This window comes from Psychrobacter sp. AOP22-C1-C5, assembly GCF_052378885.1.
GTDB lineage: Bacteria > Pseudomonadota > Gammaproteobacteria > Pseudomonadales > Moraxellaceae > Psychrobacter.
The window spans coordinates 459,463-471,951 of record NZ_JBQSYC010000002.1 but is presented as its reverse complement, the minus strand read 5'-3'; the positions used below and the strand labels follow the sequence as shown (position 1 = coordinate 471,951).

Annotated in this window: 13 protein-coding genes; 7 read left to right on the top strand and 6 right to left on the bottom strand. The window is 44.2% G+C overall.

All coding sequences use genetic code 11. The features are described from left to right. Positions 1 to 172 precede the first annotated feature (172 nt). Entirely contained in the window at positions 173 to 988 is an 816-nt protein-coding gene (locus ACT3TH_RS04555) for a hypothetical protein (protein ID WP_444754666.1), read from the top strand. 189 nt (positions 989 to 1,177) lie between these two features. On the opposite strand, the gene hemJ is transcribed toward ACT3TH_RS04555, so the two are convergent. The 6 genes from hemJ to serB form a co-directional block, all read right to left on the bottom strand. Next, positions 1,178 to 1,612 (bottom strand): protoporphyrinogen oxidase HemJ, encoded by a 435-nt coding sequence (gene hemJ, locus ACT3TH_RS04550; RefSeq protein ID WP_444754665.1) that lies wholly within the window; start codon positions 1,610 to 1,612, stop codon positions 1,178 to 1,180. 82 nt (positions 1,613 to 1,694) lie between these two features. Beyond that, positions 1,695 to 2,858, bottom strand: a complete 1,164-nt coding sequence (bioB, locus tag ACT3TH_RS04545; protein WP_444754664.1) for a biotin synthase BioB — start codon at positions 2,856 to 2,858, stop codon at positions 1,695 to 1,697. Between the two features lie 230 nt (positions 2,859 to 3,088). Continuing rightward, positions 3,089 to 3,595 (bottom strand): SCP2 sterol-binding domain-containing protein, encoded by a 507-nt coding sequence (locus tag ACT3TH_RS04540; protein ID WP_444754663.1) that lies wholly within the window; start codon positions 3,593 to 3,595, stop codon positions 3,089 to 3,091. A 182-nt stretch (positions 3,596 to 3,777) separates the two neighbouring features. Continuing rightward, a complete protein-coding gene (gene aciT / locus ACT3TH_RS04535; protein WP_444754662.1) occupies positions 3,778 to 4,179 on the bottom strand; it encodes an AciT family ciprofloxacin tolerance protein in 402 nt (133 codons plus the stop codon). A gap of 284 nt (positions 4,180 to 4,463) precedes the next feature. After that, a complete protein-coding gene (locus ACT3TH_RS04530; protein ID WP_444754661.1) occupies positions 4,464 to 5,468 on the bottom strand; it encodes a DUF368 domain-containing protein in 1,005 nt (334 codons plus the stop codon). A 272-nt stretch (positions 5,469 to 5,740) separates the two neighbouring features. Beyond that, positions 5,741 to 6,931: a phosphoserine phosphatase SerB gene (gene serB, locus ACT3TH_RS04525; protein WP_444754660.1), complete on the bottom strand. Its 1,191-nt coding sequence runs from the start codon at positions 6,929 to 6,931 to the stop codon at positions 5,741 to 5,743. Between the two features lie 397 nt (positions 6,932 to 7,328). On the opposite strand from serB, the gene ACT3TH_RS04520 reads away from it, so the two are divergent. The 6 genes from ACT3TH_RS04520 (at position 7,329) to ACT3TH_RS04495 (ending at position 12,425) form a co-directional block, all read left to right on the top strand. Then, the gene (locus tag ACT3TH_RS04520; protein ID WP_444754659.1) at positions 7,329 to 8,801 is read left to right on the top strand and encodes a hypothetical protein; all 1,473 of its coding nucleotides are present in this window, start codon (positions 7,329 to 7,331) and stop codon (positions 8,799 to 8,801) included. A gap of 175 nt (positions 8,802 to 8,976) precedes the next feature. Next, positions 8,977 to 9,210 (top strand): PA3496 family putative envelope integrity protein, encoded by a 234-nt coding sequence (locus ACT3TH_RS04515; RefSeq protein ID WP_062845472.1) that lies wholly within the window; start codon positions 8,977 to 8,979, stop codon positions 9,208 to 9,210. Positions 9,211 to 9,492: 282 nt separating this feature from the next. Continuing rightward, positions 9,493 to 10,050, top strand: coding sequence for a YecA/YgfB family protein (locus ACT3TH_RS04510; protein WP_444754658.1), 558 nt, complete (start codon positions 9,493 to 9,495; stop codon positions 10,048 to 10,050). A 120-nt stretch (positions 10,051 to 10,170) separates the two neighbouring features. Further along, positions 10,171 to 10,626 (top strand): YbjQ family protein, encoded by a 456-nt coding sequence (locus ACT3TH_RS04505; protein ID WP_444754657.1) that lies wholly within the window; start codon positions 10,171 to 10,173, stop codon positions 10,624 to 10,626. A gap of 48 nt (positions 10,627 to 10,674) precedes the next feature. Beyond that, positions 10,675 to 11,178, top strand: coding sequence for a YbjQ family protein (locus tag ACT3TH_RS04500; protein WP_444754656.1), 504 nt, complete (start codon positions 10,675 to 10,677; stop codon positions 11,176 to 11,178). 323 nt (positions 11,179 to 11,501) lie between these two features. Beyond that, a complete protein-coding gene (locus ACT3TH_RS04495; protein WP_444754655.1) occupies positions 11,502 to 12,425 on the top strand; it encodes a bile acid:sodium symporter family protein in 924 nt (307 codons plus the stop codon). The last annotated feature ends 64 nt before the right edge of the window (positions 12,426 to 12,489 follow it).

Sequence of the window (12,489 nt, the reverse complement as noted above, 5' to 3'; positions counted from 1 at the left end):
TACCTTTAAGTGCGCCTTTGTTTGAACCTTTAGTCTATGTTCTTCTACCTTTTATCAATTGCATAAAAGCAATAGTGCTTGCAGACTCCTATCCAAATAGTTTATAAGTAAGCTTGAAAAGTCCAATCATTATCTATGCTATCACTTATATTTTATTGGCAAGGAGTTAGTCATGTCGCGTTTGCCCGTGTCGTTGGTTACAGCGTCGTGCAGTTTGTTGTTATTTACCTTTGGCCCGATCGGTCAAGCCCATGCAGATAGTATGAGCGCGCTAATCGCCCAAAAGTCTGCCCAGCCTAATGAGAGTGCCCGCTATACACCGTCATACTCAGCCGTACCATCTGCCAAAGTAAGTACTCGCTCCACCATCCAACGTGCTGGCACGTATCGTCCCAATACTGCCACTGTTCAGCCAGTCACCATCAGTCAGTCAACCACCAGTTCTATAAATACGCGCAATTATGGTAATCAGCCGCTCACTACGACAACTTATCGTTCTCCTGCGGTACAATACCAAGCGCCTGCGATGCTGCCTACATTTTTGTCCGGTAGCTATGACAATGTCGATAGTAAGTATTTACCGCTATTAAGTAGTGCTGAGACTCAGAGCAGTTTGGCCGCACGTGAAGTGGTCAGTATGGCACGTAAGATGACGCTGGATGAGCGTGCAATTATCAAAGGTGGCTGCTGGGACTATCTCAATGCTGTGTTCAACCGAGCAGGGGTGACTCGCGATACCATTCATAAAGGTACTTATGGTCAGGGTCCTTATGCCCGTAGCGATGATATTGAAATTGGTGATTGGCTTTACTATATCAATCATGGTTATAACCGCGTTGAGCACAGCGGGTTGTTTATGGGCTGGGTCGATGAGAGCGCAAAGCAAGCACTGATACTCAGCTATGCAGGCGAAAACCGACGCGAACCTGCGCGCTATCGAGTTTATGATTTGAGCAATGTCTATCAAATCATGCGTCCCAGCGTTTAAAACAAATACCAATCATTAAGGTATGATAAAACGTACACAGTCTATTTCATAAGTTAGATGAATAAAAAAAGCGTCCGTCACTTAGATAAGTGGCGGACGCTTTTTTGTAAATGGTCAGTTCATAGCAGCCTATAACCAGTTCAAAGTAAAATAGGTACAAATACTACGACGCGCTACTAAGATAAATTTTTAAAAGGGTTTTACCACGACTAAAATCACGATAATAACCAAAGCAAAAACAGGTACTTCATTAAACCAACGCCAAAATTTATGCGTTTTATACTGCGGGTTGTCTATCAGCTTTTTACGATAAAAGCCGCATGCACCATGATAGCCAGACAGCAGAACCACCAACAGCAGTTTGACGTGTAGCCAGCCTTGAGTTTTATAAACCTCCCAGCCAAGTATCACCATCCATAAACCAAATATCCAAGTCGCTATCATCGCAGGCGTCATGATGCCGCGATATAACTTACGTTCCATAATGGCAAAGCGCTCATGACTGATACTATCGTCGCTCATCGCATGATAAACAAACAGACGTGGCAAATAAAATATCGCGGCAAACCAGCAGACCATTGAGATAATGTGTGCCGCTTTAATCCAATTAAAATAATCTGGCATGATAGTCTCTCTTATGTGTATCGTCGCTTGTTTGAGCGGGCAAGCTTAGCGTAGATTATCCAATAATGGTAGCCTTAAAAAACTACTCTGCTAATACGACTTGTGATTGATGACCACTCATCGCATCCATAACAGGTACTGTCTTGGGCGCTCTAGGCGCAGCGATTTGCGCGGTCAAACCAAGCTCGCGCATCAATCTATTGTCACTTGATTGACTGGCGTTACCCGTGGTCAGTAGCTTATCACCATAAAAGAACGAATTGGCACCCGCCATGAATGCCAAGGCTTGCTCAGAGTCGGACAAGCTTTCGCGTCCAGCAGACAGACGCACATAGCTGGTTGGACAACAAATACGCGTCACGGCTATCGTACGTATCCACTCAAGTACTGACAGCTGGCCTTCCGCAATCACTCGATCTCCAATCGGTGTCCCAGCGATAGGAACCAATAAGTTCACCGGAATGGACTCTGGCGCTTTGGGCATTTTGAGCAGCTCATGCACCCAATCGATACGGTCATCGCGGCTTTCACCCATACCCACGATATTGCCACTACAGACATTAATGCCAGAATTGCGTACATGGGTAAGTGTGTCTAGACGCTCGTCGTAACTGCGCGTACTGACCACTTGCTCATAGTAGCGCCGTGACGTATCAAGATTGTGATTGTAATAATCCAATCCTGCCTCCGCGAGTTGCGCTGCTTGCTCAGTGTCGAGCATACCAAGGGTCATACAGGTCTCAAGCCCCAACGCTTTTACTTCTTTAACTAGCTCAACCACATAGGGCATGTCTTTGGCGCTTGGATGCTTCCACGCCGCGCCCATACAGAACCGCGATGAGCCAGTGGCTTTGGCACGCTTGGCAGCAGCAATGACTTTATCAATTTCTAGGCGTTTTTCTGCTTGTAGTTTGGTCGTATCGCGATGATGGCCCGATTGTGAACAATAACCGCAATCTTCAGGGCAATTGCCTGTTTTAATAGACAGCAACGTGCTGATTTGTACTTCGTTCGCGGTAAAGTTCGCCCGATGAATCGTTTGCGCTTTTAACAATAAGTCCATCAAAGGCAAATCAAACAATTGGGCAATGTCTTCACGGGTATATTGATTAGTGGTTTCTCTTGGCGCTGTGGTCGCGTCTGTGGCTAGGCTTGCCAAAAAGTCAGAGTTGGTCATATCGTGATTGCTCAAGCTATCAGTTGGGCTACTGGCGTTAGGTTCTGAGATGCTAAGTAATCCTGCCATGGCATAAGTCCTTTTATCATACTATTGGATCGTGTCAAATAAATCCAAATACTTTTGTTTGTGGTCTTTTTTAAAATCATAAAAAAGGTTGCGGTATAGTATAACGCAACCTTTTTAGAAAATCAGAACACGACGGGGTAAGATGTATAATTAACACAATGACGTACACAAGCAGCAACGATTTATTATGTCCTTATCTTATCGCTAAGATGTGAGTCATCGTCATATTATTACTTGCCCAATTTGTGCTTAGCAACGCCAACCCAATGGTTTGCAAGCTGTTGTGCTTTATATGCGTAGGGTTTGGCTTTTTGGATGTAAGGCTTGTATTCTTCTGGAATGGTCGGCACGATGTGCTTGGCAAGTTTGTTAAACCACATCATAAGACTATAATCGCCTTCAATGCTTAAGTTACCTTCTTGAACCGCTGTCATAAAGGCTGGAAGATCGCCTTTAGTTAACAGCTTCACACCAGTCATTGAGTCTTTAAAATTAATCGTCAAATCTGCTTTTTCGGCATGACCACTATGTTGGCTAAATTGACCGTCATCGAATCTAAAATAACGTGCGACATTAGATTCATCACTGGCAATTTCAATCGTTACCTTACGATCAGCGAACAGTGCTTTTACCTCTTCATTATCGCTATCAGACAACATCGACAAACGATAGCCGATGACTGCTAATAACACATCTAATGGATCAGACTTAATATCTAACACAGGCACAGTAAACATAATTAAACTCCTAAAGAATGAGACGCAAATAACGCGTACTTTATAACAATTTTATTGACAAATATATAAATAGATTATAAACGACGAATAGGTATCAATTCTTTAGGAGTTACGTAGAGAGCGTTAAGTATCTTGTAACATTCTATGGTATTAATTTGATGATTACTCTAATGATGACCACTTTAATGAAAGCGCGGTTGATAATCGTCGTCGTACACTGGCGTATGCTCTTTATAGCGTGCCGCTTCTAAAGCGCGCTGCTGCTGCAAAGCTTGACTCACATCTTCGTAACGTAGTGCTCGATACACTACCCAGCCAACCAACGGTACCCAGCTGATACCCATGGCAATGACGTAACTGTGCCACTCGGACAGCTCTGTCAACATAAAAGGACTAGTCAGCATACTTTGGATTGTCTCAACCACCAGCCAGTACGCCATACCACCAAACAGATACCACAGTAGCCAGCGCTGCGATGAAAAAGCAAGAGCCACTATCAAGCTTACCAGTCCGCCACAACCAAGCAATGCGGTAGTGCTCCATGTGGCTATACCAATAAAAGAAAATATAGTCAGTAACATCATTCATCTCGCTATTCATAAGGTGAATTCCAATATGACTATTATGGAAGTTTGTTGGACAAAGCTAAAGAGGGGGCAGGCGACTTTGCGACAACCGTTGACGTTTGATTTTTCGATAAAATCCGATGGTGATTTGCGACAAATTTGAAACTAAGCGTCTGTAAATAAGACGCTTAATTTTTCAACTAGAGAGGGGTTTCACTGGGTTTTTCGTCAGCGTTTGAGACTGGTTTTGAGTGAGTTATGAGGCGAGCGTTTGATGGATTATCATTGATACGCGATTGCTACTATACACGGTTACTGCGATTGCCCCACCAAGACAATAATGACACTAAAATCGCACCGAGTAGCATGAGTCCGATTGTGGTTGGCCAATGCGGACCAGTAGGGTATTGCCATGGCATCACATTGGTGATTGCTACGCTATTTAGCCCGCCTAACGCATCTACTTTCCACGGCCATACCTTCACTAAAGACCCTGCAATAAAGCCTATAAGTAAGGCCAGTGTTGCTTGATAGTAGCGGGATAATAGCCACTTGAGGGCGCGAGTAAATAACAATAGTCCAGTTATCATACCAGCCATGACAGTGAAGATAATGGCAAAATTAAGAGTGTGTACGGCTTCTAGTACCGTGTCATAAGCGCCTAATAATAATAGAATAAAAGATCCTGAAATGCCCGGCAGTATCATGGCACAAATAGCAATTGCCCCTGCAAAAAATAAGTAAGGCAAGCTTGGCGTGGTCGTAAGTATGGGCAAACTACTGATCACCACGGCGGCAACAAGTCCAAGGACGAATAGCGCGGCCCTTGCTATATTCCAGCGTTTAATCTCGCTCAATAGAATCAGTACCGTGGCCACGACCAACCCAAAAAAGAACGACCAGATAAATAACGGCTGGTTGTCTAACAAATGCTTAATCACGCCAGCCAAAGTGATAAGACTGGTGCCAATACCTAGCACTAAGAATAGTAAAAACGTTGCGTCGACCTCTCGCCATACAGCAAGCAATCCTTTGATACCGCCTTTTTGTCGAAATATCTGCCAAAGGTTGGGGCCGATGCTACTAAGAGCATTGATTAATCGCTCATAAATCCCAGCAATCAAAGCAATCGTACCACCAGAGACACCGGGGACGATATCTGCTGCGCCCATGGCCATTCCTCTAATATAAATCCCTAATAATTGCTTTGGACCATCAGAGGTTGTAGTGGGTAAATTTTTATCCAATGGCTGTGGCTCAGATAGCTCTGACGGCTCGTGTGGCCGCGATGATTGTGGTGCCGTCATGGACAAATCCTTCATTATTTAACAATAAGCGTTGAGGGTTGATGATCTTGTGTGCTTATGGTTGCACTAAAACAGCGACACAAAAGGAGCAGTATTAAAAATGGTACTAAAAGTGGCAATACTACATATAGCAATAATAAAAACAATCATGTGACCAAAAGCACCTATGTTGATTGCAACATCGCATAAAAGCCAGATTAACGATACAACCATTAATCTGGCTTGTGGGTTTATAGCGTGGTCTTGAACGTTTAACGATTGGTTAGCAACGATTACTGAGTTGGGGCCAGTGCTGGATACCCAAGCGCGTAAAGCGTGCCCTCAAGTCCAGTCACATTAACAGCGGCATCGGCACGTGCTTGGACAATGGGCTTGGCGTGATAAGCAACACCTAAGTCCGCAATACCCATCATCGGCAAGTCATTGGCACCATCACCGATGCAGACGACTTGTGACATCTCGATACCCAAACGCTCAGCCGTATGCTCAACGATGGCGGCTTTTTTGGCACCATTAATGATAGGCAGCTGCACATGACCTGTCACTTCACCTTCTTCAATGTCTAAGGCATTGGCATGAACCTCGTCCATACCCAATTGCTCAGCGATATAGCGCGCAAAATAGGTAAAACCCCCTGATACCAGCACTGTATGATAGCCCAACGCTTTTAACGCACTGATCGTGGTGCGAGCGCCAGTTGATAACGTCAAACGGCCGCATATTTCATCGAGTACATCGGTTGAGATGCCTTTTAATAGTGCTACACGCTGAGCAAAAGACTCATCAAAATCAATCTCACCGCGCATTGCCGCTTCAGTGATGGCAGCTACTTCCTCACCGATACCCGCAGTTTTAGCAAGCTCCACGATGACTTCTTGCTCAATTAGCGTTGAGTCCATATCAAAGCAAGCAAGCTTGTGCGTGCGCAGCATGTGGCCGACAGACAAAATATGGCAATCGACGACATTTAACTGATCGGTGTTATTTGCTTGGTACGTATTTTTATATTCTTCAGTCAAATCTCGACGTAAACGCGTCGTCAGTTGATCATCGATGATGTGAGCGGCGGCCGTTTTTTTGCCTGGGTGCATGAGCGTGTCGTTCACGGGCACCAATAAGTAGCGAAAAACTTGCGACTGGGTAAAAGGTAGACGCTGAGCGTTTCCTGCCATCGGTTCGGTATCAGACACGGTGATATTGACAAAACTTGCATCTGCATCTTCTGCAACTGTCACCAAATGCCAGTTTGGCTGCTCATCGACCCATGACTGTACATATTGATGGATATCAAGCGTCGATACTTTGATGGGCAATACAACAATCAAGGCAAAAACGGGGAGAGACTGTAGCGCATCAAAATCTTGCAAATTGGTATCATCGGGTAATAAGGATGCAATAGAATCGACGGCTTGTTGCCATGCTTTGCTGTCTTTTGGTAACGAATAAGATGTATTGTTTGGCATGGCTCAATTGTCCCTTGTATGCTCATATAAGATTAGGAATAATACCAGTTTTACTAAGCAGCGCCTATAGATGACACGCAAAGTATCAGAGCGGACTACAAACGATCATTATCCCTTAAAAAGCAGTAAAAAATGAATGCTTGTATTGTGATAAATTTATGAATTGGCTCACGCTATAAGGTTTATTAAGGTGATATAGTAGCTGTGATAAATTGATTGTATGAATCATTCTGTTATCAGTCAGAGCGAGTCTCAAGAGTAGCCATTTACTTTGAGTCATAAGTCCTAAAATAGCTGCTGATAAAGATGCCCGCAGTACCGTTTTTTTTAAATTAGCCAAAAAATGAGCGATAGTCTTGTTTTTTAATTTCTCTTATCCAAAAAAGTTTACCATATCATGACGTATTTAGCGCCGCGGCAAGGGTTGTTTGCCATTATTCTTCTGGTTAGTTTTTGTTTGCAGACTCTGTTATTGGTTATCAGTACCGATCAACAGCTGAGCAAAAGTCGTGCGTTAAAGGGCGAGCAGATGGTCGCCCAAATGATTGATGAAGCCAGGTTGTCTTTAGAAAATAAAGACCGTGTCAGTCTCAGTGTCATTGCCAATCGCTATACCAGCGAACAAGACGTGACACGCATACTGATTAAAGACAACAATGACGAAATCTTAGTACCAGTCGGCAATGCCCCGATGCAACAGGGCGATACGATTCGTCAAATTGCTACCAACGGCGATGCTGTCATCGGCAGTGTGGCATTGACGCTAAAAGACGTGAGCAAAGGTGAGATTATTGCCATGCAATGGCCGTTCGTCATCGGCACCATGTTGCTGCATTTATTACTTTGGCTTATTTATGGTTATCTTGCTCGTCCGACTAAAGAGCAGATCAATGCGCTTAGCCGTGATATTCAAAATCTGCACCGTGAGCAATACATGCAGATCGATCCACGCAACTATGATCGCGACTTTGAGCGCCGCTCAGCAGATAGAGAGACTACTGAGCGCTCAAATGAGACTACAACAGATGGTGACACCAGCAACGTGCGCAAGCGCGATATACATAATGAAGTAAATCAATACTTAAGAAAGCAGCAAAACCAAAGCGTGGCAAGTGAGGGTACAGGTTCTAGTGCTAGCACGGATGCTCAGGTAACTGAAGAGCATGTAGACCATCAAGCAGCCGATAGCACATCAGATGAGATCAATGGAAGCAATGGTACGACTTCTAAGTTTGGTAGCGCAGCTAGGTTGTCTGCCACGCGCGCGTTCGACAGTGTGCGCGTACAGATTGTCTTTCATGATGAGTTTAATATGCTTGAGCGCCTAGCGCCTGCCCAGCGTTTGCCTTATCTGGCACTATGTACCCAGCTATTAAACCAAGCGGTGACCGAACTGCTCAAGCAGCCATTGCTACTAGGCGTCAGTGTACTAAATGAGCCACGTTTTGAAGATAATGGTGCCAGCGTACTGTTAAAGGCGGACAACAGTCACGCAAAAGTTGCGCTTGCAGGCGTGATGCTTGGCAAACTGTATTTGATGCTCAACAAGATTATTCATGATAAGCACATCGAGCTGTCACGTTTTGCGCTACCTGCCAAAGCAGGAGTCAGTGATGATGCTCAATCAGAGGCGATGACGCAACTTTTACACAGTGTTGGCAAAAAAGAGCAAATGCTGATTTTGCTGCCAAACGCAGGCCGCAAACAAATCAGCCACCATGTACAAGTTCACAGCATCATGCGCCCGACAACTGTCTATGAGCGTGAATGTACGATATTCGACGGCGGTAATGATGCAATGATACAACGGTTGGCAGATGTGCGTAATGCGGTATTGATGATTGAAAGTGACAGCGAGTCATTTACTTAATTGTCATTATCTTTATTATCTTATATACAATTGTTCGTTATATCGTTATCTTAGTAGGGATTACGAAATACGCCACAGTGATAAAAAGGATTGACAACATTCAATAGAGACTTTATAAGGCATATATATATTGAAGTGTTTTTAATACCCTTGCTAAAAACGATAGGAGTTTGTCATGAGTGACACCGATATTGACGACGATTTTGATGATGATTTTGTCGACGATGATGATGCAAAGATGGTGGAAGAGGCCGAGACGAGTGTGCGTACACGCTTAAGTAGTCTTGAAAAGCGTCGACTAATCGACAACTTGCTAGAAGAAAAGCGTTTGGCCAAAGAGCTAAAAGACGATCTAGACGACATCGATAACTTTGACGAAGATGGCGATGACTGGGATGACGATCTTTAGGGTTTAGACTTAAATGACGGCTTAAAGTCAGTACAATAATGTCATTTAAGCCGACTAAAGCCTTTTAATCTCGAATCTTTATTTGGCTGTGTTAAGCTGATAGTATCCTATTTTTTGTTTTTTGTGGTCTCTAAAAATCTGTTCTGTTCAATGATTCTTATTTTACCGTGGTTGTTTGGCTTATTATCCAAACGACCGTCATCCTCAGATTATCCGCTATCCTGCATTTACCCAATCATTTATTGCGATTGACGCAGCCCCTCTCTTAAGGACAATGACATCATGAGTAACCCACTAAGCTTCGATGAATTACTAGACTATTTGGACAACCAAGAGAGCCAGTTTGTGCTCGATAGCGTTGCTGCTCACGGATTTTTGACGGCGACCGTGATTGGCCGTCCATTGCCCAATTGGATGGATGCACTGTTTGAAGGTCACACCAGTGAAATTCCAGAAAACGTCATCGATGGTATCCAGCGCTGGCGCGATGCGATCATCTCTGAACTAAAAAACGAGACACCGATCGAGCTGCCGTTTGGAGAAGACGCAGGTAACGAAGAAGTTGCTGTTGATTTTTCGGATGAGTCAGACATTGTTGCATGGTCAATAGGCTTTGTAGATGCGATGTATGCTGATGAAGCGAGCGATTGGTTTGAGGACGAAGAAACGGCAGAAGACGTCGCGGTATTAACCTTGCCTATGATTGTGCTAAGCGGTATCGATGACGAAGATCCAGAGCTTGCTGAGATGCGCCGCGATGAAGACAAGTTGGTGCAAATGGCCAATAGCATCGAAGGCAACTTAACTGAGTTGTTTTTGCTGTTCCATACCAATGATTAAGTTCTATACCAGCGATTAAACAAAATGATAAGCGGCGCTGATTGATATCCATGGGGTTCGTTGTCAGCGCCGCTTTATGTTTTTTGAACTATCCTATTACGTCACCGATAAGGTCGTCCTATGACTGTGCAACTCTCCAATCTTGAGCACTTACCTAATTATCAGATCACCGAACGCCTAGATGTGGTGTATGGCAGTACGGTGCGCTCAAAGCATGTCGGCAAAGATTTGTTTGCTGGGTTAAAAAACATCGTCGGTGGCGAGTTGACGGCTTATACTGAGCTGCTAGAAGAGTCGCGTCAAGAGGCGATAGATCGAATGGTCGTCAAAGCCGAAGCGTTAGGTGCTGATGCCGTCGTTGGCTTGCGTTTTTCGACCTCTAGTATCGCGCAAGGCGCCTCTGAGCTGTTTGTCTATGGCACTGCTGTCAAAGCCGTTCCGATGCCGCAACAAACGCAGCAAAACCTGCCTCATGATTTTTATAATCAGACAGGCCAAGCGCCTCAGCCCACTCACACGCAAAACCCTGCGCCTGCGTCAACTGATGATTTGCCACGTTTCAATCCCTTTGGTTAATTGACCAAGATTTAAAGTATTGAGGCTTTTTACGACAAGAGACGTGCCATGAATTACTCCTTCAATCAAATTCTAATCAACTATGCCCCGTTTATTTTGTTATTCGTGGCGGGTTGGTTTTTTGGATCACGTCATGAGCGTCAGCATTTAGCACGGTTGCAGGTGGCGGAGCAGGAACTTGGTCATATCATCGTTTCAAGTGAGCGCTTTTATCGTCCTACACTGGTTGCTGATAGTGAAGGCGAGTTGGTGCTTGGCAGCGTTGTCATTGCTCAAGACTATTTCAAAATGATTATCGCTCGTGTGTTGAGCTTATTTGGCAAAAACCTAACCACCTACGAGACATTATTAGAGCGGGCGCGCCGTGAAGCCATTGTACGTATGCGTACCGAGGCCAACGCTAAAGGCTACACGCATATTTATGGCGTGCGCCTTGAGGTCACCAACATCAACCAATTGGGCAGCATGGTAGAAGCCATTGCTTATGGTACGGCAGTGATCAGTAACGACAGGGTCAATACGGCGAGCATTGTCCCCAAGCCCTCTATCTAAATACTTTTCATCCGCTCTTTTTATTCCCTCAAGATGACAAATCTCATTATTTGACTGATCAGTAGTTGAATAAGCAAATACAAAGACTTTTACAACGATATACTGACTTTTGTCGTTCTCTCATTGTTATGGGATGGGTAAATCCGTTCTATGCAAACGTTGTAAGAGTGTGCTGTAAAAACACCTTTTGAGAAAAGCATCGTACGAATACATGGATGACGTTGATGGCTTTTATCCAAACGATCAGCAGGATTGGCTGATTGCGCATCACGGCATGATCATAAACCGACCCAAGAGTGGGTCTTATCTACAAGGATGTAGTTATGGAAAGTCTTGAGATAGTCACGTTAGTAAATTCAGTTATCATTCCTATTTGCCTGTTTTTAATCATGATGGGCATGGGTCTGACCCTCGTTACAAATGATTTTAAACGCGTTTTAAAATATCCAAAAGCTGTCGGTATCGGCTTGACCAATCAGCTATTATTGCTTCCTATCATTGGTTTTGCATTGGCAAATATCATGCCGCTAGAGCCTGAATATGCTGTCGGCGTCATGTTGTTGGTACTGTGTCCAGGCGGCACAACCTCAAACTTATTTACCTATCTTGCCAAAGGTGATGTGGCGCTATCGGTTACTATGACGGCGATTGCGAGCGTCATTACTGTGTTTAGTATTCCTGTCGTTCTGAGTTTTTCACTGATTCATTTTATGGGGGCGGGCAGCGAGTTTCAGTTGCCTGTATTAAAGACCGTGCTTACCTTGGTCTTGCTGACGATCATACCTATCAGTGTGGGCATGTTGATCAAACGTTTTGCACCTAGGGTCGCGGATAACTCACAGAAATATGTGTCTAGATTTGGCGTTATATTTCTGGCATTTTTGGTGGCATTTTTGAGTTATGTGCAAAGAGACATCATCGTTGAGGCATTCCTTGCCACGGGACCGGTGTCTTTATTATTGAATGTCTCCACCATGGCGCTTGGTTATTACACGAGTAAATGGTTTGGACTGAACTTGGCACAAAGAGCCTCTGTGACGCTAGAAGTCGGCTTACAAAACAGCACCTTATCGATATTTATGGCACTGACGTTATTGGCCAATTATAAAATGTCATTGATGCCTGCCATTTACACGCTGATCATGTTCTTAACCGCCGGTATTTTAGTAAGGGTATTCAGTGCGAAGTACCATAAACTTAAGAAGTCTGAAGTAGAGAGTGGGATTTTGGCTGCACGTAGGCTTTAAAAATAGGCGAGTTAGCAGAAATTAGTGGGTATCGCTTAAGTCTCTTATCCATAACACGTTTAAA

What these genes read in the sequence shown, in the direction of transcription:
- ACT3TH_RS04555 (WP_444754666.1), top strand. Translation starts at nt 173, where the DNA reads ATGTCGCGTTTGCCCGTGTCGTTGGTTACAGCGTCGTGCAGTTTGTTG.
- hemJ (WP_444754665.1), bottom strand. Translation starts at nt 1,612, where the DNA reads ATGCCAGATTATTTTAATTGGATTAAAGCGGCACACATTATCTCAATG.
- bioB (WP_444754664.1), bottom strand. Translation starts at nt 2,858, where the DNA reads ATGGCAGGATTACTTAGCATCTCAGAACCTAACGCCAGTAGCCCAACT.
- ACT3TH_RS04540 (WP_444754663.1), bottom strand. Translation starts at nt 3,595, where the DNA reads ATGTTTACTGTGCCTGTGTTAGATATTAAGTCTGATCCATTAGATGTG.
- aciT (WP_444754662.1), bottom strand. Translation starts at nt 4,179, where the DNA reads ATGATGTTACTGACTATATTTTCTTTTATTGGTATAGCCACATGGAGC.
- ACT3TH_RS04530 (WP_444754661.1), bottom strand. Translation starts at nt 5,468, where the DNA reads ATGACGGCACCACAATCATCGCGGCCACACGAGCCGTCAGAGCTATCT.
- serB (WP_444754660.1), bottom strand. Translation starts at nt 6,931, where the DNA reads ATGCCAAACAATACATCTTATTCGTTACCAAAAGACAGCAAAGCATGG.
- ACT3TH_RS04520 (WP_444754659.1), top strand. Translation starts at nt 7,329, where the DNA reads ATGACGTATTTAGCGCCGCGGCAAGGGTTGTTTGCCATTATTCTTCTG.
- ACT3TH_RS04515 (WP_062845472.1), top strand. Translation starts at nt 8,977, where the DNA reads ATGAGTGACACCGATATTGACGACGATTTTGATGATGATTTTGTCGAC.
- ACT3TH_RS04510 (WP_444754658.1), top strand. Translation starts at nt 9,493, where the DNA reads ATGAGTAACCCACTAAGCTTCGATGAATTACTAGACTATTTGGACAAC.
- ACT3TH_RS04505 (WP_444754657.1), top strand. Translation starts at nt 10,171, where the DNA reads ATGACTGTGCAACTCTCCAATCTTGAGCACTTACCTAATTATCAGATC.
- ACT3TH_RS04500 (WP_444754656.1), top strand. Translation starts at nt 10,675, where the DNA reads ATGAATTACTCCTTCAATCAAATTCTAATCAACTATGCCCCGTTTATT.
- ACT3TH_RS04495 (WP_444754655.1), top strand. Translation starts at nt 11,502, where the DNA reads ATGGAAAGTCTTGAGATAGTCACGTTAGTAAATTCAGTTATCATTCCT.